Consider the following 21728-nt stretch of genomic DNA (forward strand, 5'->3'; position numbering starts at 1 on the left):
AGAAGTCCTCCAAAATAAAGGAGATCAGGCATGATCCACGCAGGCAATGCCATTACCGTCCAAATGCTTTCGGACGGAATCGCAGAATTCCGCTTTGACTTACAAGGTGAGTCGGTCAACAAATTTAACCGCGCAACGATTGAAGATTTCAAAGCTGCGATTGACGCTGTTAAAGCAAACGCAGACGTTAAAGGTTTAATCGTCACTTCAGGCAAATCAACATTTATTGTTGGTGCTGACATCACTGAGTTTGGTGCAAACTTCGCTCAAGGCGAACAAGCCATTGTGGACTGGGCACTGCCTGTTCACGACATTTTCAATGCATTTGAAGATTTAGACGTTCCTAAAGTTGCTGCTATTAATGGCATGGCTTTAGGTGGCGGTTTTGAAATGTGCCTCGTGTGTGACTACCGTGTCATGTCTGAAGCTGCACAAGTTGGCCTTCCAGAAATCAAACTCGGTATCTACCCTGGTTTTGGTGGTACGGTTCGTTTAAGCCGTGTTATCGGTATCGACAACGCGGTTGAATGGATGGCGATGGCTGCACCTAAAAAACCTGCTGCTGCGCTTAAAGACGGTGCTGTAGATGCGGTTGTGGCTGCAGACAAACTACAAGACGCTGCAATTGATCTTGTGAAGCAAGCACTTGCTGGCCGTGTAGACTGGAAAGCAAAACGTCAAGAAAAACTTGATCCAGTTAAACTCAACATGCTTGAGCAAATGATGGCATTCAATACAGCAAAAGGTGCTGTACTTGCAAAAGCCAATCCTGCTCAATACCCTGCGCCAAAACTACTTTTAGACTCATTACAAGCAGGTGCAAGCCTTCCACGTAATGAAGCGCTAAAAATTGAAGCGCAAGGCTTTGCTAAAGCCGCTGTTACTCCACAAGCTGGCGCGTTGATTGGTTTATTCATCAACGACCAAGTTGTGAAGAAAACATCGAAAAAATATGAAAAAGGTGCGCACCCTGTAAACCAAGCAGCTGTACTTGGCGCGGGTATCATGGGTGGTGGTATTGCTTACCAAGCGGCAAGCAAAGGCACACCAATCATCATGAAAGACATTGGTAACCCACAACTTGCTTTAGGTATGAAAGAAGCGAATGGCTTGTTAACAAAACAAGTTGAACGCAAAAAAATGAAACCTGCGCAAATGGGTGAAACACTTGCTCGCATTCGTCCTACATTAAGCTATGACGAATTCAAAGAAGTGGACATCGTGATTGAAGCAGTAACGGAAAACCCGAAAGTTAAGGGTATCGTACTTGCTGAAACTGAGAAAAATGTTCGTGAAAACACGATCATTGCTTCTAACACATCTACGATTTCTATCACTCGCTTGGCTGAAAACCTACAGCGTCCTGAAAACTTCGTTGGTATGCACTTCTTTAACCCAGTTCACATGATGCCATTGGTAGAAGTGATCCGCGGTGAGAAAACATCAAGCGAGGCAATCGCGACAACTGTAGTTCTTGCGCAAAAAATGGGTAAAACTCCAATCGTTGTAAACGACTGCCCGGGCTTCCTTGTAAACCGTGTATTGTTCCCTTACTTCGGCGCGTTCGACCTTCTGCTTAAAGATGGTGCTGACTTCCAGCAAATCGACAAAGTGATGGAAAAATTCGGCTGGCCAATGGGCCCTGCTTACTTGATGGACGTTGTTGGTATCGACACTGGCGTTCACGGTGCAGAAGTAATGGCTGAAGGTTTCCCTGACCGTATGAAACCAGACTTCAAAGGTTCAATTCAAACCATGTACGAAGCAAAACGTTTGGGTCAAAAGAACGACGTTGGTTTCTACAAGTACGAGCTTGACCGTAAAGGCAAAAAAGCCAAAGTGGTTGATCCAACGGCTTATGAGCTTGTTGCATCTGTTGCAACTGCTGAGAAACGCGAATTTGATGCTCAAGAAATCATTGACCGTATGATGCTGACTTTCTGTAACGAAACTGTTCGTTGCTTAGAAGACAACATCGTAGCAACTGCTGCTGAAGCGGATATGGCGATGATCATGGGTGTAGGTTTCCCTCCATTCCGTGGTGGTCCATGCCGTTACATCGACCAAACTGGTGTTGCTGAATATGTTGCGCTTTGCGACAAGTATGCTCACCTTGGTAAGGCTTATGAAGCGCCACAAATGTTGCGTGACATGGCTGCTAACAACAAAAAATTCTACGGTTAAGGAGCAACGTGAATGGCTACTTTAAATCCGCGTGACGTTGTCATCGTTGATGGTGTACGTTCAGCAATGGGTAAAACCAAAAACGGTATGTTCCGTAATGTACGTGCAGACAGCTTATCTGCTGAACTTGTACGTGCTTTAGTTGCTCGTAACCAGTTTGATACTAACGAAGTTGAAGACGTGATCTGGGGCTGTGTTAACCAGACTTTAGAACAAGGTATGAACATTGGTCGTAACATTGCGTTATTGGCTGATTTACCACGTACTGTTGCAGGTCAAACGGTTAACCGTCTTTGTGGTTCTTCTATGCAAGCAATCCACACGGCTGCTGCTCAAATTATGACTGGCCAAGGTGATGTATTCATCATTGGTGGTGTTGAGCACATGGGCCACGTGGGCATGATGCACGGTATCGACATTAACCCTGAAGCATCTAAGCACTATGCAAAAGCATCTAACATGATGGGCTTAACGGCTGAAATGTTAGGTCGTATGAACGGCATTACACGTGAAGAACAAGATGCGTTTGGTGTTGAATCACACCGTCGTGCTTGGGCTGCAACACAAGAAGGCCGTTTCAAAAATGAAATCGTGGGCGTTGAAGGTCACGATGCAAATGGCTTCAAACAGCTTTGCGACATCGATGAAGTGATTCGTCCTGATGCCAACCTTGAAGCGTTCCAAGCTTTACGTCCTGTATTTGACCCGAAAGGCGGTTCTGTAACTGCTGCAACATCTTCAGCATTGTCTGATGGTGCTTCTGCAATGTTATTGATGTCTGCTGAACGTGCTCAAGCTTTAGGTCTTAAGCCACGTGCTGTAATTCGCTCTATGGCGGTTGCAGGTTGTGATGCTGCAATCATGGGTTACGGCCCTGTTCCTGCAACGCAAAAAGCGCTGAAACGTGCTGGCTTAAGCATGGCGGACATTCAAACAATCGAGTTGAATGAAGCGTTTGCTGCTCAAGGTCTTTCTGTAATGAAAGGCTTGGGTGTATATGAAAAGCAAGACATCATTAACTTAAATGGTGGCGCAATTGCATTGGGTCACCCATTGGGTTGTTCTGGTGCGCGTATCACAACAACGTTGTTGAACGTTATGGAACAACAAGATACACAAATCGGTCTTGCGACGATGTGTATTGGTCTTGGCCAAGGTATCGCGACAATTATCGAACGTGTTTAATGTTTAGTTAAATACTGAGATAAAAGAAACCCCGCTTAGTGCGGGGTTTTTTGTCCCTTGTTTGTCCCCAAAAATGCGCCGATTAAATATTAGTATTAATTAAAGGAATCACCTGACCACACTTAATTCTGAGAGAAAAATGACAAATTTAGTTGTTAATTGGCACATTACTGAAGCCTGTAACTACAAATGTTTTTATTGTTTTGCAAAATGGCAAAAAAATGAGAATAGAGAAATTATTCATAATAATGAAAAAATCATACAGTTAGTTAAAGAAATATCGCTACTACCAATGATTGTAAATCAAAATAAAGGAACCAACTTTACTGGAATACGTCTTAACTTAGTTGGTGGAGAAACTTTTCTTTATAAGAAAAAAATTCTAGAAATAATTAAAGAAGCAAAAAAATATCATTTTGAATTATCAGCTATTACCAATGGTAGTTTATTAGATGGTGAATTAATAGAAATGATTGGAAATGAATTTTCATCTATTGGATTTAGCATTGACTCACTCAATTCAAATACCAATAAAGAAATAGGTAGAGTTGTAAAAAATACTCCAATGAATATTAATGAAATTCTAAAAAACATCCAACTAATAAGAGTAATAAACCCAAATATAGAAATTAAAATAAACACTGTTATCAATGAATTAAATAAACTAGAAGACTTTAATTTATTTATCAAAAACGCCTCCCCAACTAAATGGAAAATTTTTAAAATGCTCCCAATATTAACCAAAGAAAACTCCATCAACAATGAAGACTTCTATGAGTTTATAAATAGACACAGCAAGTTTAAAAAAATTATTTTTTCAGAAAATAATGATGAAATGACTCACTCTTACTTAATGATTGATCCTCTAGGGCGCTTTTTTCAAAATAATGAACTATCTCATGGTTACGATTACAGCCACAATATTTTACAAATAGGAGGAGAGGCTGCAATAAAGCAAATTAAATTCAATATTCATAAATTTGCTAAGAGATCCAATTTAATCCCTTCTATTTCTCAATAAAGCCAAGTAATAAAAGTAAGAGATTTTTTTAAATCTCTTACTTACTCATGTCTATTCCTAATAAATTTAGTTACCTTTAAATCAAAAATTTTCATTTCCCTATTAGTATTATTCTTTTCCCAAAGCTTATACTCTAAAAAAAAGTTATATTTTTTAAAGATATCCTCTTTGTTTAATGAAACTGCACCAGCTTTTGCACGTTGCACTTCTTTTTTTAATTTTTCATAAAAAGAATTATCACCATTAGAAAATTCATCGCTAAACATCTTTAATTTTCCGTCATAGCACATGTCTAATAAATCTAAAAATCTTAATATATGTTCATTCTGTTGATTTTCTTTTAACGACATTCTTTATTGCTCTCATTCACAATAGCGTCACGTAACCTTCCTGATTTAGGATAATCCGTCCTTTCAACAATATATGTCACAAGGCATGTACATATTTTAGCAATTTTTTCAGAAGACCAGTTTTGCTTTAATTGTGAGTAATTGGCTTTACAATTTCTGTCAAAAGCTTCAATTTGCCAATCTGACCAACTCGTATTTAATTCTGAATAAATAATCTCAGTAGGCTTGAGTTTCTCATGTATTTGATTAATACCTAACCCACCTACAACTCCGACAAAAATTGAAATGACTAAAAGAGGTATTATTTTCGAACCCTTTTTTTCCTTATTAATAACCAATAAGTCATTCCCACAAGTTCCGCACTTATAAATACCTTGGCGACCAATTTCAACAACCCTATTTGTTGAATTGCATTTGCTACAGACTAAATAACCGTTTGTTTCTATCTCACTCATTGAAGCAGTTTCTTATATAAATTATAGTCAACCATTTTAAATACTTTACCATTACAAATCAAAAAGATAAATAACACTTAAAACACAAATAAAGATTAATAAATCGACTACTCATAAAGGTCAAAAATACTAATCAACTTACTTTTCATCTTCATTGACTTTAAGTCATGTACAAAAAAACCCGCTTAACGCGGGCCTTTTATGTCTTTAATCCACCACAAAACTAATCTTTAAATTGACTCGATACTCGCTAATTTTATTGTCCTTCACCACAACCTTTTGCTCATTAATCCAAGCACCTTGAATATTTTTTACCGTTTCAGAGACCTTGGTAATTCCCGATTGAATCGCATCCTCAAAACTTTTGGTGCTACTCGAGTTCACTTCTATAACTTTTGCAATACTCATGTCATCCATACTCGTTTTATTATTGGAGTACTCATCCTAAGCGCTGATTTTAAGGAGCGAAATACCGCTTAATCATTCTGCATCAGAATGTCACGGATCATGCACATTTTTTAATGTTTAGTTTCTATACAAATTTCAAAATTAAGCGTTGCCCATATTCAACACGCTATGATCAATCATTTTTCTACTCTATAACATTCAACATCAGCCAAAACAATTTTATAATTCGCGCCAAAATACCTCACTATAAATATGCAGTGTTTCAAATGTTATTCGTTTGTAATTTTAGTATATTTTTCATACACTTATAAAAACTTATACCCCAAGTCATTTCAACAAAGCGTAAGATTCCACAGCCTTTGCTCCTTTAAGGCTTTTTTTGTTGGGAAATGATCATGAACTTTATTAAAACTACGCTTATTACAGCAATTATCGCAACATCTGCATCAGCTATGGCTGCTGAACAAGGCTTTCTTGCTACAGCTAAAGCAGATGCAATCAAAACTGCGACTGCTGTAAAAACCAATACTGTTGCAGCCAAAGATGCGACTGTTAAGTCTGTTGTTGCAGCTAAAGACGCAACTGTAAAAACAACTGTAGCAGCCAAAGATGCAACCGTAGCTAAAGCTGTAGCGACTAAAGAAGCGACTGTTAATAATGCCGTTGTAAAAAAAGAAGCTGCCGTAGCTAAAGCAACAGCAACAAAAGAAACTGCAGTAGCGCAAAAAGAAGCTGTGGTAGCTCAAGCAGTTGCAAACAAAGATGCAAAAGTGAATGCTGCTGTTGCAACTAAAGAAGCCACTGTTGCTAAAGCAACAGAAATCAAAACTGCTGTAGAAAAACCAGCAGAAACAGTAAAAGCTGAAGCGAAAAAAGAATGTGCAAAAAAATGCGCAGAGAAAAAAGCAAAAGCACAAACTGAAGAGAAAAAAGGTTTCTTCTCTTGGTTTAAAAAATAAGTCATTGTTGCTTATTGCTTAGCTAGAGCAAAAAAGGATGCCTCTCATAGCATCCTTTTTTTTGAGTTCAATCATTGAAAAATGACTGACTGTAGTAATCGCAATATTTGAATGACAGTACACCAAGATCCTACCGCTTATAGACTATTTTCAAGTTCTACACGATTGGCATGACTCACTTGTTTCATTTGCTGATTCAAGGCCAACATCTCTTTATACAGTGCATTAAATTGCTTTAACGGCGCATCTTCATAAAACATAAACAGTTTATTTTTCTTTTCCCAACGGTTATTTTTAAGCACTGCAAAAATTTGGTCTGCTTTGGCTAAGCTCTGCTGTTCCAGTGAAAACAATGCAGATGCATCATCATTTTTTTGGCTTTCTCTTAAGCTTTGCGCCAGTTGATGGCTATGAAGACTGCTGACGGCCAATTGTTTGGCTTGCTCTAAACGATGTTGCTCCATTTCCTTGGTTTGCTCAGCATAAGCATCAACCACGGCATGGACTTGTTGCAGCATTTTTTCTGTTTCTACATACTGCTGTTTTTTATCTCGGCTCAGGCGATCGATATCTAAAAAATGATCCCAATTTAAGGCTTTTAACTCACGTATATAACGGTTTCGCGCCTCTGCTGTCTCAATCATTTGATTCAGCACAAAACTCGCCATAATTTGATAATCACCCGAAAGGCGCGCATCTGAAGTATCGACTTGAATGGGCGTATCCACCTGTCGGGCTGCCGTTAAAATCTGTTCGGTTTTATCTAAGAGCACTGCTTGGTAGGCTTGCAAATTTTGCTCGTCCTGCTTTTGCGCATAATATTGATAAAACAATCCACCAAAAATCAGCACTGTAGCAAAGCTTAAAATAAGCGGAATACGTGACATAAAAAGCTCCGAATACGCTGAACTCAGCCACTTTGAATTTAAAATATGTACGCTTTGTTTTGCTTCAGTTTAATTTTAAATTCAAAGTTTTATCAACAACCTTACTTTTAAATTCATTTAAAAATAACGACCTCTGCTTAGTTTTAAATTCAAACCTTATTGGCACTTAATATTGAGGATGCTGGATTGGCATCTTACTCATCTTAAGCATGGACGCACTGAATTCATTTTAAAATTTCGCCCAATAATTTCACCTAATGTAGTCATCAATCCATTTGCATTTAAAGTAAAGTGATGTACGACCTTATGCACACCACTTGTAGCTGATGACTGATGCCTACAGATTTTTGGCAAGCAAACTTAAGGTAATGTCCGCTCTAATATGCCTAAATTGAGTTGCTCACGGCCCATTTGTACATTGGTGGCATTACGGTCAATGCCAAAAGGCTGAAGCATAATATAAAGGCCATTGCGTGGGTCTGATGATTTCAAGCCTTCTGCAATATTTAAAATATGTTGCTGCATCACAAGGGAAACACCCGAAAAATTAGGCGCTGGCTCTGGTGCCTTCACATCAAGGTTTTGAATCACTGTTGGATCCGCCGCATAATTTTGCGCATTGCGTTCCAACTTCATCACCTGTTGCTGTAGTGCTTTACGTTTTGCAGGTTCTTCTTGCGCAGGCTCAACCACGGTTTCATTGCGTAACTCACGGTCAGCCATGACTGTTAATACTGGCAAACGTACAGTTTCACTGGCTTCATCTTTCGCTTGTGGTGCTGCAAAAGCATGTGCCGTACATAAACTCAGTACCGCACCTGTCATTAAAATATAGTGTTTTGGAAGATTCATAAGACAATTCTCAAATATTGGATTCAGTATCCAGGTTGAATTTCTTCAAACCATCTTAAAATTGTACAATAAATCATCTTATTTTCTGTGAAACTCAGATAAACGGCTGCAGTTACAGCAATGTAGCCGACTTAAGCAAAACGCGAAAATTCTTGAATTCAATACTTTATTTTATCTATTGGGTTGTCTCTATGCGAATCCCCAGACAGCTACAAAATGCGATTGCAGCCTTTGATTGATGTCCACCTAAATTAAAGGGCTCATCAAAAGCACATCGTTTTATTTTCCAATCCGTAGCAGTACAGGAAACGTAACCTCATAGTGCTGTGCAGGTGCTTGCTGAAAAAAATCAGCCATCTCTAGCAAAGGATTTAGTCCTGTTGACTGTACATAATGCTTTAGACCCGACCAAGTTTGGAAATAGTCCAACAATTGTTGCCCTGTCCAACTGTAATTGAGTTGCAGTGTGGGTACAGGCTGATCCTCAAAAGGAAATGGAATACTTTGATAGCATTCATCTATATAACGCCGTTCTGCATCCCAATAGCCATGCAGGGTACGGTTATAAAGCTGTTGAATCAGATGGTTGAGCCGCTCATTTGAGGCCTCTATCAACGCATAGCCTATGACCGCTAAACAGCCTTCTGGTTTGAGTACGCGTTTTACTTCTGCATAAAAAGTATCAAAATCAAACCAGTGAATCGCCTGTGCAACCGTCACCAAATCCACGCTTTGCTCAGCGAGGCCAGATGCTTCGGCACTGGCTTGCAAATAGCGCACATTGGCCAATTGCGGTGCCTGTGCCAGTTGTGCTGCACTCAAATCAGTAGCTAACACCTGCTGAAAATACGGCGCTAAGTAACGACTAAACTGCCCCGAACCCGCACCACAATCCCATGCCAAAGCATGCTCAGGCACATACTGCATAATATGCTCAATAATTTCAGCAGAATAGCTGGGACGTGCCTGCCGATACAGCTGACTATTCTCGGAAAATAAATCATTCATCTTTTATCTCTCAACTTATCCCTCGATGATGCATAGCTTAAATTTAGCCCGATGGTGCCCTAACCTGTGACTGATCATGCACAATCTTTAGACAGCCTAAAGTATGGTGACATATTCCAGAATAGCGAAAAGCCTAACAACGTAAATTTTAAAATATACATCAAACACGAATGTCTTCGTCGCGTATCAACAACATGAAATATCGTCTTTGAAGGTCGGATGGCAGAAGAAATCAAAATGATAGACAAAAAAAAAGCCCCAAACAATGTTTGAGGCTTTTTTGAATATGGTGGCGAGACCCAGGATCGAACTGGGGACACACGGATTTTCAATCCGTTGCTCTACCTACTGAGCTATCACGCCGATGCGGTGTATTAAGCCGTATCTGATCATATTAGTCAATCAAAATTATGATTATTTTTTCTGAGTGAATAAATTTTAGGCAAAAAAAATCCTTGATGGGATCAAGGATTGAAACTTTAAATAAGTTTTGAATATGGTGGCGAGACCCAGGATCGAACTGGGGACACACGGATTTTCAATCCGTTGCTCTACCTACTGAGCTATCACGCCGATGTCGCGTATTAAACAATTTAAGCAGCATGCCGTCAAGCACCGTCATGGCTTTTTTGTGTGTTTGTTTACTTTTACAGCAATATTTTATATCGATTGATTATTTTTTGTTTAAAACTCAGTTTTTTAGCCCTCTTTCTTTGCAATGGAGCATAAGCAGTTGGCACTCTGCAAAAGTGCTTATGCTCCATTGGTCTTATTTTTAAAGAGAGCTCAACATCTATAAGGCATAAAAAAGCAGTCCGAAGACTGCTTAAGATGTGACTATGATTGATTCAAGCCTTTACAGCTTGTCTAAATGCGCCAAGCAACGATGAATCGCCCCACAACCAGGTTCAAATACTTTGACACCTTTTTCTTCTTCCATACGGCATGCTTCACTCACCAGCCTTTCTGCCACACCGCGACCCCGGTTGGCTGGATGAACTACAATATTTTCAAGGGTTTTACTTTCCCCTTGTCCCGTACACCAAATTGCACCAATCAGTTTGGTGTTGAATTCCGCCGTATAGATTAAGGTATACTGGGTTAAACTCTGCTCTAATTGCTCAATGGCATCCGCGCCGTCACTAAATTCTGGGCTGGTGTCATACAGTCGCTCAAGCTGGCTGCGTACTTCATCATTTTCCAAAGAAGTATAGGCATGTACGGTAATAGGCATTGATAAACCCTCCTGAGCAATCTAATATCGTTGACTTCGTCATTAAGGCGAAAATTTTACATCATTTTTGACGTTTTTGAGGAACGTGTCTATGACAGATCGTATCAGCGAAGTGGTAAGAAACACTAACGAAACTAAAATCCGAGTTCGTTTGAACCTCGATGGTACAGGTCAAGGCACACTCAACACTGGTATTCCATTTTTAGATCATATGATCGATCAAATCAAGCGACATGGCTTATTTGACATTGATATTCATTGTGATGGCGACCTTGAAATTGATGACCATCATACTGTAGAAGATTGCGGTATTACTTTAGGTCAAGCTTTCGCACAAGCTTTGGGTGATAAAAAAGGCCTTAAACGCTATGGTCATTTTTATGCACCACTTGATGAATCACTCAGCCGTGCAGTAGTGGATTTGTCTGGCCGTCCAGGTTTATTTATGGATATTCCATTTACACGTGCCATGATTGGTCGCTTTGATGTGGATTTATTCTCTGAATTTTTCCAAGGTTTTGTGAACCATTCACTAATGACTGTTCACCTTGATAACCTGAAAGGCAAAAACAGCCATCACCAAATTGAAAGTACATTTAAAGCTTTTGCACGTGCGCTTCGTATGGCATGTGAAATTGATCCACGTGCTGCCAATACTGTTGCTTCAACCAAAGGTACTTTGTAATGACCCGTATTGCCCTTCTTGACTATGGCATGGGAAATCTTCACTCTGCAGCCAAAGCACTAGAGCATGTAGGCGCAACAGTTGATGTGACCAATGACCCTAAGCTGATTGCTCAGGCAGATAAAATTGTATTCCCTGGTGTCGGTGCCATGCGCGATTGCATGCAAGGCATGCACGAAGCTGGCATTGATGAAGTGGTACGCAATGCCGTCTTCAACAAGCCTGTATTGGCGATTTGTGTGGGTATGCAAGCCTTAATGCAGCACTCTGAAGAAAATGGCGGTGCTGATGCACTGGGTATTTTTGAAGGTGTAGTGAAACGTTTTCCAGATGTAGACGGTTTAAAAGTACCGCACATGGGTTGGAACCAAGTTCATCAAGCAGATCCAAGCCATCCAATGTGGAATAACATTGAACAAGATGCGCGTTTCTACTTCGTACATAGCTTCTATGTTGAACCGAAAGATACGGCGCTCGTAGCTGCAACTTGTGATTATGGCCTAGAATTCTGTACAGCAATCCATCAAGAAAACTTGTTTGCGACGCAGTTCCATCCAGAAAAGAGCCATACTGCTGGTTTACAATTATTAAAGAACTTTGTGGAATGGAATATCTAAATCCATTTACCAATAAAAAAAGCCAACAAAACGTTGGCTTTTTTTATATTTTTTTGTTCTTTGTTTTAAGACAATATTATTTTAAACATATAAATTCAAATATTTATAATTAAAAAAATCCACATGAGCGATAAACAAAAAATCAAATATTCACTTAATATATTAATTAATTATTCATTTTAAATTACACACTAAATAGCCAACACTTATCAAGTAGATACGATTAAGACTCTGTTTTTTATCAAAAATAATTACATTTTCTCACAATTCTTTTTTGTCACAATATTTGGTTGTTTTTTAACACAAAAACCATAAATAGTGACATATATCACTATTATCTACATTTTTTATAGTTTGTTCACACTATGTTTGTCTGTTAAACATAAATAGTAAGACCTCTTCACATACTTTCGAATACAAGAAATGCAAAACGGAGAATTCCAAAATGTTTAAATTATTTTCGGGCAAAATCAGTGGCGTTTTAACACTGGGATTACAGGGTCTCACCAAAGCTGTGGGCTATATTTTAGATGCTGTGGTACATACAGCCGACGCGCTCATTGATACAGTGGGCGTAGTTCTCTCTCCACTCACGAGCGCTTTAAGCCATGTACCAATATTAGGTACAACGGTCAATAAAGTCTTAGACACAACCACCAACATTTTAGATTCAGTTACCCATGAATTACACCAAACTGCACATACGCTAAAAACAGGTAACCTTGAAGGCGGTGTCATTGACCTGCTTGATGGTGTGACCAGTATTGCAGGCAATGCAGTTACAGATGTTGCAGGCTTAGCTGACCATGTGGTTGGCTTAACCGATCCACTCACAGAAGTACTTGGTCAAGTGCCAGTATTAGGAGGTGCTGTTTCTGCTGTTGGTGGTACGGTAGATAACCTCTTGGGCTTTGTGGCTGAAACAGGCCAATATGTGGCAGATATCAACCCAACCGACCTTCTGAATGATCTTGCATCTAATCCAACAGGAACATTGGGTGGTGTTGTACAAGACCTTGCTGGCTCTGGTGCAAATTTAGTTGCCGATCTAAATCCACTGGTAGATCTTGCTTCACAAATTCCAGTATTGGGTGATGTGGTCGGTGCAGTCAGCGAAACAGGTACTAACTTAACAGGCTTATTAGGTGAAACTGGGCAATATATTGGCGGCATAGATGCTGGCCAATTTATTGGCAGTTTACTGACCAATCCAATTGCCACTACTGGTGAATTGGTTCAACAGGTTTCAGGTACAGTCGATAGTCTGCTTGATGATATTGCACCAATCACCGATTTAACCAATCCAATTCCAGTGGTGAATTTAGCTGTTGATGCTGTAGGTGCTGTTGCAGGAGGCGTAACCGCTGGCCTATATGATGCTGGTACGATTTTAACAACTGCTCCATCTTTACTGGATCAATTCCAATTGCCTTCTTTTGTCTAAATCTCTCCCCCCACGACTTTAAGCCTCTGACTTAAAATCACAAAAAACCTGCTCTATCGGCAGGTTTTTTGGTATTTCATCTCCATGATGAACGGATTCAATCCAACTCCTAATGACTGCACTTTGCCTAATCTTTGAAAAAATATTAAGCTCAAATACTTGCTTACTTGCGTGTCCACACCATGGATCAATCAGAATACCCGCCCCTACCCAATAAAGAAGAAATTCAAGGTTTTCCACTGTTTCAAAACTTAGCCACCGAACACATTGTTGTGATTCAAAATAAAGAACAATGTCAGGCCATTGAGACTGAACTCACACAGGCCGCGCTATTGGGCTTTGACTCAGAATCGAAACCCACCTTTCAAAAAGGTGAAGTAGCAACTGGCCCACATTTGATTCAATTGGCCACGCAGGAACGCGCATATTTGTTTCAGGTAAATGCCGAAATTTTAGCGTTTTTAAACCCTATCTTTGCCAACAGAGATCAAATCAAAGTCGGTTTTGGTCTAAAAAATGACGCTCATTTATTTCGTAAAAAAGGGATAGAACTCAATAGCGTGATTGAGTTATCAAAGTGTTTTAAGGCCTTTGGTTTAGAAAATCCTGTCGGACTTAAAAATGCCATGGCGCTCCTGTTCCGCGTAAATTTCCCTAAAAGTAAAAGCATCAGTACGTCCAACTGGTCAAGAAAGCAATTACTTCCCCAGCAAATCGCTTATGCTGCTGCTGATGCCTACGCGCCTGTTCTGGTTTTTGAGGAGCTCCTGCGTTTAGGTCTATTACCCAAGGAAATCCCCAATACCTCGCTCAAACTGCGTATACGACCGAATAAAATAAATCCAGCATCAGACGCTTAGCGTTTTGCCAATACTTTGTTAAGATGGCGCACATTGTATTCAATTTAAGATTGGGCGAGGAGCGAAAGCATGCTGATCATCCCTGCAATTGACCTGAAAGATGGCAAATGTGTCCGTTTAAAACAAGGTCGTATGGAAGACGATACCGTATTTTCTGATGATCCAGTGGCAACTGCACAGCATTGGGTAAATGAAGGCGCGCGTCGCTTGCATTTGGTTGACTTAAATGGTGCTTTCGCAGGTACTCCAATTCATAAGCCTGTGGTTGAAGCGATTGCAAAAGCTCAACCGAATTTACCTATTCAAATTGGTGGCGGTATTCGCTCACTCGAAACCATTGAACACTACCTAGATGCAGGCGTATCGTATGTGATCATTGGGACTAAAGCTGTTCAAAACCCTGAATTTGTTGAAGAAGCATGTCAAAAATTTGCAGGCCACATCATTGTGGGTATTGATGCAATGAATGGCATGGTAGCAACAGATGGTTGGGCAAATGTGACTGACGTGAAAGCGACTGAACTTGCAAAACGCTTTGCGGATGCTGGCGTATCTAGCATTGTATATACTGACATTGCACGTGATGGCATGATGCAAGGTGTAAACATCGAGCAAACGGTTAATCTCGCAAGCTATTCTGGTTTACCAGTGATTGCTTCTGGTGGTGTTACCAATATTGACGATGTACACGGCTTAAAAGGTCAACCGGGCATTTTAGGTGCGATTACTGGTCGTGCAATTTATGAAGGCACTCTCAACCTGCGTGAAGCTCAAGCAGTTTTAGATGCTTAATTAAGTCTATGATTTTGTTTTAAAAGAGGTCTACGGACCTCTTTTTGTTTTTTCCGATTCCAGCCAATGAAGTGTCATGCTCTCAGTCCCCTCGGCTTTTGCCAATAAACTTCCTCAAATTTCCCTAATCCTCATTACCATCATTTGGGGCGGGAGTTTTCTCACCGTACAATATGGTCTTAATTTTAGTAGCCCACTCATTTTTGTCGGTCTACGCTTTGCAGCGGCAACACTTGCAGTCAGCATCTTGTCATGGAAATACCTCAAAGGCTTAAATCGCCATGAAGTATTTGCGGGCTTTTGTATTGGCGCGGTGATTGCAATCGGCTATGGCACACAAACCATTGGCTTACAAAGTATTAGTAGCAGTGAATCTGCTTTTTTGACTGCACTGTATGTACCACTGGTGCCTATTTTGATGTGGCTCTGCTTTAAGCATCGTCCACACCTTATGACATGGTTAGGCGTACTCTGCGCATTTGTTGGCTTGGTGTTTTTAACAGGTAATGGCTTTGGCGCGATTCGACTCAATGTCGGGCAAATCATCACGCTTTTAGGCTCCATTGCTATCGCATTTGAAATTATTCTGATCAGCTATTTTGCCAACACTGTGAATTTACGACGCGTCACGGTATTACAACTGGCTTTTGCCTCTTTATTGTGTTTTATGATTGCGCCTCTGAATGGTGAAACCAGCCTTCCTCAGTTTGAGTGGCCCCTGCTCGCTGTGCTGTGTGGACTCGGTTTAGCCAGCGCGGTTATTCAATTGGTGATGAACTGGGCACAGCGTATGGTTGAGCCATCTCAAGCCGCCATTATTTATGCAGGCGAACCTGTATGGGCTACACTGATTGGCCGTATTGCAGGCGAGCGCTTAGCACCCTTGGCTTTAATCGGTGGCATGCTGGTGGTCATTGGCGTCATTGTGAGTGAATGGCGCCCGAAATTTTTAAAGAAAAATAAAGACAAAATTACTGAAGAAATGCCTTAACACGCAAAAGCGCCCTCAATAATGAGGGTGCTTTTAAGCGATATCCTTCATAAAAAAGACTTAAATTTAGAAGGACACCATCTTGCCCGGATTGACCATTGCCCCCAGCCCATAAGCGGTTTTCGCCATTGGAATCACCATCGGTGCAAGTGCGCGACCAAACAAAATGTCCTGATGCTGAATACTGGTGAGCATTTTAAAGTCATCGGCATTGCCACAAAAATCATCGGCAATGGCTTTGCCTATACGCACGGTTTGCGCCACACCATGACCGCTCCAGCCTTGCACGGCATAAATCGGATATTTCCCATCGGACTTACGGCTATCGGCTGCGCCATTCATAGTTAAATCTGTGGTGCCACTCCAAACAAAATCCAGCTCAACCTGTGTCAATTGCGGGAACACATGCTTGATTCGGCCCAATAAATAATCATGGGTTTTTTCAGGCGTCCAGCAAGAACCCGTCCCTTCGCCGCCAAACAGCAAACGGTTTTTAGATACCCCGCGATAATAATCAATTTGGAACTGTGTATCGTACACAGGCGCATCACTCGGCAGGATTTCACTCAAGTCCAGCTCTAAAGGCGCGGTAGTACAGACGTAGGTATAAAATGGAATGGTGGTTTGATTATGGCTTTGCAGCAGCTTAAATGAAGCATGATGCACCCCAATTACGGCGCTCTTACGTGCTTTAATCACACCGCCAGTGGTCGTCACATAAATCCCATCTTCACGCTCATCCACCGATAACACTTCGGTTTGCTCATAAATTTTGCCACCTTGTTGACTAAAACCATAAGCAAGGCCACGGTTTAAAGCCAGAGGATGAATATGCCCGCCGAGGGTATCAAGTAAACCGCCATAATAATTTTCCGATTTCACATGCTCAAACAGCTCATGCTTGCCCATAATCTGAGTATGGTCTTCACCCAAATATTTACGCGCATCTGCACCTTCAGTTAAACCCACCAAATGCCCTGGGTGTACAGCTGCGGTAATGTGCTGATGTTTGCGCTGTAGCTCTAAATCATAGTTCTGCGCAATTTGGTCAATTAAAGACATCGCCTCCGTCGAAGTGAAGTGCCATAAGCGTTTAGCCTCTTCATAACTAAAGTGCTCAATCATTTCCCCTGCTTCCCAACGCGCCAGCCCAGGGGTTAATTGCCCGCCGTTACGCCCCGATGCAGCACTACCAATACGGTTTTTTTCGACCAATACTGTATCTACACCTTGCTCTGCCAAATGCAGTGCCGTGGACGCACCCAATAAGCCACCACCAATCACCACCACATCACACTCAATATCTGCATTAAGTGCATCAAAAGCCTGCCATGCGTCTAATGAGCTTTCATAATAATTGGCTGGAAAATCAAAACTGCCACGTGCAGGATTGACCCAATTCCACTCCTTACCGCTTTGCACATTGACACTGTTTTTATATTCAACATCGTCTACAAATTTTGGCTTTGTATTCATTTTATTTACATTCCTATTTATCAATTCTGTTTAATCGCTATAGAGGCTTCGGCCACTTAATACGCACTACCAATCACAATATTTTGTTTTCTTAACTTTTTATAAGCGAACAATACAACGCCTACTGCCAACCAAATGCCTCCGCAAACCAAGGCGTTGTGTTCTAAATTCACCCAAAGGCACATCAGTGTAGCCACTGAAAGCAGCGGTAAAATCAGGTTGAGAAAGATATTTTTAAGACCATGACGTTGACCATCTCGCACATAAAACTTCATAAACACGGAGAAGTTCACGGCTGTAAAGGCAATAAGGGCACCAAAGCTAATCATGCTGACCACAGTGGCTAAATCTAAACGAATGGCTGCCAAGGAAATCAAACCAATCAACAAGACTGCATATAGTGGCGTGCCCAACTTGCTATGGACTTGACCAAATGTGCCTTTATGAAAAATGCCGTCTCGTCCCATAATATGAATCAGGCGTGATGCGCTGGCATGCGTGGCAAGCCCTGAGGCAAATGTATTCATAATTTGGGCGCATAAAAATACCGATTGGAATAGCGCCCCGCCCACGTACAGGACGATCTCAGGCAGCGCTTCATCTGGGTTGTTAAAGCGGACATTGGTTGGAAAATACAATTGCACAAACCAGGATGCCGTAATAAAAATCACACCGCCCGTAAGCGTGGTGAGGATAACCGCACGCGGAATAGTACGTTTCGGATCTTTGGTTTCATGTGACATGGTGGTCACCGCATCAAAACCTAAAAAGCTAAAGCACAGGATTGAAGCCCCTGCGATAAGCGGCAAAATTGATGTATCACCATTGAATAGCGGTGCGAGCGTCAAGACATGCGCATAACCTTGCTCACTCCCTACCCCTTGAATGACCAAATAAATAAAGAAGCCCATAAGCAATACAGGTGCACAGACAAAGATCATGCTTAAGTTGGCCAATATATTGATACGAAAGCAGTTGATTAAAGTGACCAAGCTGCTAAATAAAATCACCCACGCCCAATACGGTACGCTTGGAATGACCGCTTCTAAATAAATACCTGCCAACAGCGCATTAACCAAAGGCAACATGATGTAATCCAGTAAAGAACACCAACCAACAAAAAAGCCAGTTTGAGGCCCACAGGATTCTGCCGTGTAGGTATAAGCAGAACCCGATTTATCCGAATGTTTACTAAAGCGCGCATAACTAAATGCAGTAAGGAGCATGGCAAATAAAGCCAAAATATAAGCCAGTGGTACACGACCATCGGTAATACCAGACACAATGCCAAAAGTGTCAAATACAACCATTGGCGTCATATATGCGACACCAATGATCACCACTTGCCATAAAGACATTTTTTTGAAAGAAACTTGCGCTTTTTCCATAATGTCACCTGATTATTCGTTTTATTAAAGTTAATTATTTTTTTGCAACAACTATGCCATATAATATAATTATAAATATTTAAAAAATGAGCCAGTAAATGCCAAAGTATTCCATTGAAACGCGAAATCTCGCCATTCAGATGTACAAAAAAACCGACTATAAAGTGGCGGTTTGCAAAGAATTCAACATCTCTCGAGTGACCCTAGATGCATGGATAAAACTGGAAGAAGAAACAGGCGAACTGCGCCCAAAAATAGGAAAAAAACGTGGAGCACCAAGCCATATTAAGGACTGGAATGAATTTCAAGTATTTGTAAAAGAAGTAAAATTTCAAAACATCAGTGATTTAATCCCACTTTTTGAGCAACGCTTTGGCTATTCAGTTTCTTATGCTGTTTTGGTGCGGGCAATTCATCTTTTGGGCATGAGAAGACGCCGTGGACGCTACTATGCCTAAGTCATTTTTGAACTGAAAATTTAAACTATTTTTAAGGTTTAAATTAATCCAATTAAATGTACATAAATGTAAAGTTAAATTTATTAAAATGTAAATTATTTATATTAAAAAAGTAAATAATATTAATAAAAAATGTAAGTTTAATTTATTAAAAATGTAATTTAATTTTATTAAAAATGTATAGTATAAAATATTAAAAGGTACATTCAATTCGGTAAACTTCACCATAATGAAGCAGACACGGGCTTCAAAGTAGCGCAGATTGAAATGATAAGTACAAAAAAAGACAGCCTGAGCTGCCTTTTTAGAGGCCTCACGATATCAATGAGACCTTGTATACACGCTGTGATTGTTCACCCGACTTATTGATACATCGGCTTATTGTCATTCACTGTAATAATGCCACGCACAGCACGATAAACAATCCACACCCAAGATGCCCCAACCACAAATATACAAAATGCTGAAGCGCCTAAAGCGGTTCCAGCAAATAAGTCGGGGTTATTTCCTGTGAAAAATAGGAACAAGAAAGGTACAAAAGCAATCACGTTCCAAATGAGGTACCACCAAAAAGTACGGATTTGCCAAGTAAAGTGACTTTCAAAAATCGAGCCTTGCACACTGTCACGCTTGATATAATTAATCACCAATGCCACCAATGCCAATATACCCGCCGTAAAAATTGCGACGATATACAACACATATAAGGCAATGGTTAAAGTACGGTTCGAATCTTGATCTACTGAATATTCCATACACGCCCTCTTCTGTCTTTATACTTCGTTTTAAAATGGATTAAATGGTGAAATCAGCCATAAAATCAAAAGAATGTTAAAAGCTATAGTACAAAAATAAATACGGCGAAAGGGTTGTTTTTGTGTTTTATGTCTCAGTTTTTGCTGTGCCAACCACGCAGCAGGCCACCCACCTAAAAAAGCCAATAGATGTAAACTTTGTTCAGGCACACGTCGGTTGCCCAAACGCGCTGCTTCTTTGTCCTGCGCATAAAACCAATACGTTGCTACATTTACCAAACTTAAAGCCAAGAGCGCTATACCACTAAGTAATCCTGCAATACTTAAGGCTGCAATGGCCAAAATATAGAGCACACACAGTATTTGCATGGCAGAGATATTCTTGGGCATGTGTATCACATTGTCTTTGACTGCTGGCTTGGACTGTTGTACTTGACTGGCTTTAAGGTAAGTCACTTGCTGGGCACGAAAGCGCCCATGCTCATCCAAAACAACCAAATACTCCAAAGCACAGCCGACAATAGGTCGAGGGCCAGGGCGAGCAAAGTCCTTTATATGTAAAAACACCCGCTCTTTACTGCTGTCACTGGGTTGAATAAAGCCATAGCCTTGCTCATCCAACCATTCTACTAAACGCCCTTGATCACGCATGACCACTCCCTTCAGCCTATCTTTAGGTCGTTACAAACTTTAAACGCTCAATTAACATATTGCGCATTTCAGCTGGGTTTTTCTGCAAAATATCATCCCCTGTACGGCCTTCAGCGGCATTTTTTTGTGCCACTTGCAAACGCATCATCCAGAAACGACCTGCAGCCATGGCCAAGTACAGCTCCAAACAAGATTTTTCATCCGAGGTTAAAGGGCGCACCGTTTCATAAGCATTTAAAAATGCAATGGCCTTTTCTTCATTCAACGCAACACTTGGGTATTCTGTACAAAAGTCATTGAGCGTAATGGCAATATCAAACAATAATTCGTCTTGATTTAACTCATAAAAGTCCAAAATGCCTTTGAGTTCATTGCCTTCAAATAAAGTGTTATCACGGAACAAATCGGAATGAATAAAGCCCTTTGGACGCTCTGGATACATTGCAGTTAATACTTCATATAAGCCTAAAAGGTTATTGAGTAGCATGGTATCGGCATCGTTTAAGCTTGGACGAAGCTCACGTGAAACCCCTAACCAATAGGCATGGTCACGATAAAATGCGCGCTCTAATGGAAAACCTTGTAAAGCCACATGCATTTTTGCTTGCGCTACGGCAATCTGTTTCACCTGCTCAAGTTCAGATGGCATGGGATGTTCCCCACGCATACGCGGTGCAATTTGCGCAGGCTTATCTTTTAGCGTATGGATGGCTTTCCCCGCATAAGACAGAGGCACGGGTACAGCTAAGCCTGCTTGTCCCAAATGCTCTAATACAGGTACAAGTTCCCCTGCACCTTGCTCATCCATTTCTTCAAAAATGGTTAAAACAAACTGCTGATCATTTTCACAGACAATAAAATAGTTGGTATTTTGAATTCCGCCTTGAATGGGAATCAGGTCCACAACATTTAAACCATAAGGTGTGGCGAAGTCCTGAGCTTCCTTTAAAGTCAAAGTGGTATAAACCGACATACAAAACCTGCAAAAAATCTTACATAAGTTTGATAGAATAACCGCTCCGACTATTAAGGTGTAGCATCTAAGTCGCGAAGTTTCATAATCGGCTG

The 21728-nt window shown here is 40.7% G+C and carries 23 protein-coding genes and 2 tRNA genes; 11 read left to right on the forward strand and 14 right to left on the reverse strand.

The window, feature by feature from the left end; genetic code table 11:
- Positions 1-30 precede the first annotated feature (30 nt).
- From fadB to C9E88_RS15045, 3 genes are all read left to right on the forward strand, one after another.
- Positions 31-2184, forward strand: a complete 2154-nt coding sequence (fadB, locus tag C9E88_RS15035) for a fatty acid oxidation complex subunit alpha FadB (protein ID WP_106984272.1) — start codon at positions 31-33, stop codon at positions 2182-2184.
- A 12-nt stretch (positions 2185-2196) separates the two neighbouring features.
- Positions 2197-3369 carry an acetyl-CoA C-acyltransferase FadA gene (fadA, locus tag C9E88_RS15040; protein WP_106984271.1) on the forward strand — a complete coding sequence of 391 codons (1173 nt, stop codon included), beginning with the start codon at positions 2197-2199 and terminating at the stop codon, positions 3367-3369.
- 139 nt (positions 3370-3508) lie between these two features.
- Positions 3509-4390, forward strand: coding sequence for a viperin family antiviral radical SAM protein (locus tag C9E88_RS15045; RefSeq protein WP_106984270.1), 882 nt, complete (start codon positions 3509-3511; stop codon positions 4388-4390).
- Positions 4391-4431: 41 nt separating this feature from the next.
- On the opposite strand, the gene C9E88_RS15050 is transcribed toward C9E88_RS15045, so the two are convergent.
- The 3 genes from C9E88_RS15050 to C9E88_RS15060 form a co-directional block, all read right to left on the reverse strand.
- A complete protein-coding gene (locus C9E88_RS15050) occupies positions 4432-4740 on the reverse strand; it encodes a hypothetical protein (protein WP_106984269.1) in 309 nt (102 codons plus the stop codon).
- Entirely contained in the window at positions 4731-5195 is a 465-nt protein-coding gene (locus tag C9E88_RS15055) for a hypothetical protein (RefSeq protein WP_106984268.1), read from the reverse strand. Before C9E88_RS15055 ends, C9E88_RS15050 begins: the two co-directional genes overlap by 10 nt.
- 207 nt (positions 5196-5402) lie before the next feature.
- Complete coding sequence (locus C9E88_RS15060) at positions 5403-5603, reverse strand: dodecin family protein (RefSeq protein ID WP_106984307.1); 201 nt, start codon at positions 5601-5603, stop codon at positions 5403-5405.
- Between the two features lie 395 nt (positions 5604-5998).
- Here C9E88_RS15060 and C9E88_RS15065 point away from each other — a divergent pair, with 395 nt between their 5' ends.
- A complete protein-coding gene (locus tag C9E88_RS15065) occupies positions 5999-6562 on the forward strand; it encodes a hypothetical protein (protein ID WP_106984306.1) in 564 nt (187 codons plus the stop codon).
- A 137-nt stretch (positions 6563-6699) separates the two neighbouring features.
- Here the strand turns inward: C9E88_RS15065 and C9E88_RS15070 are convergent, their stop codons facing one another.
- The 6 genes from C9E88_RS15070 to C9E88_RS15095 form a co-directional block, all read right to left on the reverse strand.
- The gene (locus C9E88_RS15070) at positions 6700-7449 is read right to left on the reverse strand and encodes a hypothetical protein (protein WP_106984267.1); all 750 of its coding nucleotides are present in this window, start codon (positions 7447-7449) and stop codon (positions 6700-6702) included.
- 360 nt (positions 7450-7809) lie between these two features.
- Positions 7810-8301, reverse strand: coding sequence for a hypothetical protein (locus C9E88_RS15075; protein WP_171406351.1), 492 nt, complete (start codon positions 8299-8301; stop codon positions 7810-7812).
- A 279-nt stretch (positions 8302-8580) separates the two neighbouring features.
- Positions 8581-9309: a class I SAM-dependent methyltransferase gene (locus tag C9E88_RS15080; RefSeq protein ID WP_106984266.1), complete on the reverse strand. Its 729-nt coding sequence runs from the start codon at positions 9307-9309 to the stop codon at positions 8581-8583.
- 287 nt (positions 9310-9596) lie between these two features.
- Positions 9597-9672 (reverse strand) — tRNA-Phe (locus C9E88_RS15085).
- 134 nt (positions 9673-9806) lie between these two features.
- Positions 9807-9882: transfer RNA gene (locus C9E88_RS15090), tRNA-Phe, on the reverse strand.
- A 283-nt stretch (positions 9883-10165) separates the two neighbouring features.
- Positions 10166-10543 (reverse strand): GNAT family N-acetyltransferase, encoded by a 378-nt coding sequence (locus C9E88_RS15095; protein ID WP_106984265.1) that lies wholly within the window; start codon positions 10541-10543, stop codon positions 10166-10168.
- Positions 10544-10634: 91 nt separating this feature from the next.
- On the opposite strand from C9E88_RS15095, the gene hisB reads away from it, so the two are divergent.
- The 6 genes from hisB to C9E88_RS15125 all read left to right on the forward strand — a co-directional run bounded on the left by hisB (position 10635) and on the right by C9E88_RS15125 (position 15932).
- Positions 10635-11228, forward strand: coding sequence for an imidazoleglycerol-phosphate dehydratase HisB (gene hisB / locus C9E88_RS15100; RefSeq protein ID WP_106984264.1), 594 nt, complete (start codon positions 10635-10637; stop codon positions 11226-11228).
- Positions 11228-11845 (forward strand): imidazole glycerol phosphate synthase subunit HisH, encoded by a 618-nt coding sequence (hisH, locus tag C9E88_RS15105; protein ID WP_106984263.1) that lies wholly within the window; start codon positions 11228-11230, stop codon positions 11843-11845. The genes hisB and hisH overlap by 1 nt, the downstream gene beginning before the upstream one ends.
- Positions 11846-12290: 445 nt before the next feature.
- A complete protein-coding gene (locus C9E88_RS15110; RefSeq protein ID WP_106984262.1) occupies positions 12291-13289 on the forward strand; it encodes a hypothetical protein in 999 nt (332 codons plus the stop codon).
- Positions 13290-13471: 182 nt separating this feature from the next.
- Positions 13472-14149 (forward strand): 3'-5' exonuclease, encoded by a 678-nt coding sequence (locus C9E88_RS15115; RefSeq protein WP_106984261.1) that lies wholly within the window; start codon positions 13472-13474, stop codon positions 14147-14149.
- 69 nt (positions 14150-14218) lie between these two features.
- Positions 14219-14941 (forward strand): 1-(5-phosphoribosyl)-5-[(5-phosphoribosylamino)methylideneamino]imidazole-4-carboxamide isomerase, encoded by a 723-nt coding sequence (hisA, locus tag C9E88_RS15120; protein ID WP_106984260.1) that lies wholly within the window; start codon positions 14219-14221, stop codon positions 14939-14941.
- A 76-nt stretch (positions 14942-15017) separates the two neighbouring features.
- Positions 15018-15932 (forward strand): DMT family transporter, encoded by a 915-nt coding sequence (locus tag C9E88_RS15125; protein WP_106984259.1) that lies wholly within the window; start codon positions 15018-15020, stop codon positions 15930-15932.
- Between the two features lie 66 nt (positions 15933-15998).
- On the opposite strand, the gene C9E88_RS15130 is transcribed toward C9E88_RS15125, so the two are convergent.
- Both C9E88_RS15130 and C9E88_RS15135 read right to left on the reverse strand, forming a co-directional pair.
- Positions 15999-17408: an NAD(P)/FAD-dependent oxidoreductase gene (locus C9E88_RS15130; RefSeq protein ID WP_106984258.1), complete on the reverse strand. Its 1410-nt coding sequence runs from the start codon at positions 17406-17408 to the stop codon at positions 15999-16001.
- Between the two features lie 56 nt (positions 17409-17464).
- Positions 17465-18796: an APC family permease gene (locus C9E88_RS15135; protein WP_106984257.1), complete on the reverse strand. Its 1332-nt coding sequence runs from the start codon at positions 18794-18796 to the stop codon at positions 17465-17467.
- A 98-nt stretch (positions 18797-18894) separates the two neighbouring features.
- On the opposite strand from C9E88_RS15135, the gene C9E88_RS15140 reads away from it, so the two are divergent.
- Positions 18895-19254 carry a helix-turn-helix domain-containing protein gene (locus tag C9E88_RS15140; protein ID WP_106984256.1) on the forward strand — a complete coding sequence of 120 codons (360 nt, stop codon included), beginning with the start codon at positions 18895-18897 and terminating at the stop codon, positions 19252-19254.
- 362 nt (positions 19255-19616) lie between these two features.
- Here the strand turns inward: C9E88_RS15140 and C9E88_RS15145 are convergent, their stop codons facing one another.
- From C9E88_RS15145 to C9E88_RS15155, 3 genes are read right to left on the reverse strand one after another with little or no spacing between them, the layout of a single operon-like run.
- Positions 19617-20009, reverse strand: coding sequence for a DUF4870 family protein (locus tag C9E88_RS15145; protein ID WP_106984255.1), 393 nt, complete (start codon positions 20007-20009; stop codon positions 19617-19619).
- Positions 20010-20039: 30 nt separating this feature from the next.
- Positions 20040-20660 (reverse strand): DUF1294 domain-containing protein, encoded by a 621-nt coding sequence (locus C9E88_RS15150; protein ID WP_106984254.1) that lies wholly within the window; start codon positions 20658-20660, stop codon positions 20040-20042.
- A gap of 22 nt (positions 20661-20682) precedes the next feature.
- Positions 20683-21633: a homoserine kinase gene (locus tag C9E88_RS15155; RefSeq protein WP_106984253.1), complete on the reverse strand. Its 951-nt coding sequence runs from the start codon at positions 21631-21633 to the stop codon at positions 20683-20685.
- Between the last annotated feature and the right edge of the window lie 95 nt (positions 21634-21728).

The organism is Acinetobacter cumulans (assembly GCF_003024525.3).
Taxonomy (GTDB): domain Bacteria; phylum Pseudomonadota; class Gammaproteobacteria; order Pseudomonadales; family Moraxellaceae; genus Acinetobacter; species Acinetobacter cumulans.

What these genes read in the sequence shown, in the direction of transcription:
- C9E88_RS15135 (WP_106984257.1), bottom strand. Translation starts at nt 18,796, where the DNA reads ATGGAAAAAGCGCAAGTTTCTTTCAAAAAAATGTCTTTATGGCAAGTG.
- C9E88_RS15155 (WP_106984253.1), bottom strand. Translation starts at nt 21,633, where the DNA reads ATGTCGGTTTATACCACTTTGACTTTAAAGGAAGCTCAGGACTTCGCC.
- C9E88_RS15140 (WP_106984256.1), top strand. Translation starts at nt 18,895, where the DNA reads ATGCCAAAGTATTCCATTGAAACGCGAAATCTCGCCATTCAGATGTAC.
- hisH (WP_106984263.1), top strand. Translation starts at nt 11,228, where the DNA reads ATGACCCGTATTGCCCTTCTTGACTATGGCATGGGAAATCTTCACTCT.
- C9E88_RS15055 (WP_106984268.1), bottom strand. Translation starts at nt 5,195, where the DNA reads ATGAGTGAGATAGAAACAAACGGTTATTTAGTCTGTAGCAAATGCAAT.
- C9E88_RS15125 (WP_106984259.1), top strand. Translation starts at nt 15,018, where the DNA reads ATGCTCTCAGTCCCCTCGGCTTTTGCCAATAAACTTCCTCAAATTTCC.
- hisA (WP_106984260.1), top strand. Translation starts at nt 14,219, where the DNA reads ATGCTGATCATCCCTGCAATTGACCTGAAAGATGGCAAATGTGTCCGT.
- C9E88_RS15075 (WP_171406351.1), bottom strand. Translation starts at nt 8,301, where the DNA reads ATGAATCTTCCAAAACACTATATTTTAATGACAGGTGCGGTACTGAGT.
- C9E88_RS15110 (WP_106984262.1), top strand. Translation starts at nt 12,291, where the DNA reads ATGTTTAAATTATTTTCGGGCAAAATCAGTGGCGTTTTAACACTGGGA.
- C9E88_RS15065 (WP_106984306.1), top strand. Translation starts at nt 5,999, where the DNA reads ATGAACTTTATTAAAACTACGCTTATTACAGCAATTATCGCAACATCT.
- C9E88_RS15080 (WP_106984266.1), bottom strand. Translation starts at nt 9,309, where the DNA reads ATGAATGATTTATTTTCCGAGAATAGTCAGCTGTATCGGCAGGCACGT.
- C9E88_RS15050 (WP_106984269.1), bottom strand. Translation starts at nt 4,740, where the DNA reads ATGTCGTTAAAAGAAAATCAACAGAATGAACATATATTAAGATTTTTA.
- C9E88_RS15045 (WP_106984270.1), top strand. Translation starts at nt 3,509, where the DNA reads ATGACAAATTTAGTTGTTAATTGGCACATTACTGAAGCCTGTAACTAC.
- C9E88_RS15060 (WP_106984307.1), bottom strand. Translation starts at nt 5,603, where the DNA reads ATGAGTATTGCAAAAGTTATAGAAGTGAACTCGAGTAGCACCAAAAGT.
- C9E88_RS15070 (WP_106984267.1), bottom strand. Translation starts at nt 7,449, where the DNA reads ATGTCACGTATTCCGCTTATTTTAAGCTTTGCTACAGTGCTGATTTTT.
- C9E88_RS15130 (WP_106984258.1), bottom strand. Translation starts at nt 17,408, where the DNA reads ATGAATACAAAGCCAAAATTTGTAGACGATGTTGAATATAAAAACAGT.
- C9E88_RS15115 (WP_106984261.1), top strand. Translation starts at nt 13,472, where the DNA reads ATGGATCAATCAGAATACCCGCCCCTACCCAATAAAGAAGAAATTCAA.
- hisB (WP_106984264.1), top strand. Translation starts at nt 10,635, where the DNA reads ATGACAGATCGTATCAGCGAAGTGGTAAGAAACACTAACGAAACTAAA.
- fadB (WP_106984272.1), top strand. Translation starts at nt 31, where the DNA reads ATGATCCACGCAGGCAATGCCATTACCGTCCAAATGCTTTCGGACGGA.
- C9E88_RS15095 (WP_106984265.1), bottom strand. Translation starts at nt 10,543, where the DNA reads ATGCCTATTACCGTACATGCCTATACTTCTTTGGAAAATGATGAAGTA.
- C9E88_RS15145 (WP_106984255.1), bottom strand. Translation starts at nt 20,009, where the DNA reads ATGGAATATTCAGTAGATCAAGATTCGAACCGTACTTTAACCATTGCC.
- fadA (WP_106984271.1), top strand. Translation starts at nt 2,197, where the DNA reads ATGGCTACTTTAAATCCGCGTGACGTTGTCATCGTTGATGGTGTACGT.
- C9E88_RS15150 (WP_106984254.1), bottom strand. Translation starts at nt 20,660, where the DNA reads ATGCGTGATCAAGGGCGTTTAGTAGAATGGTTGGATGAGCAAGGCTAT.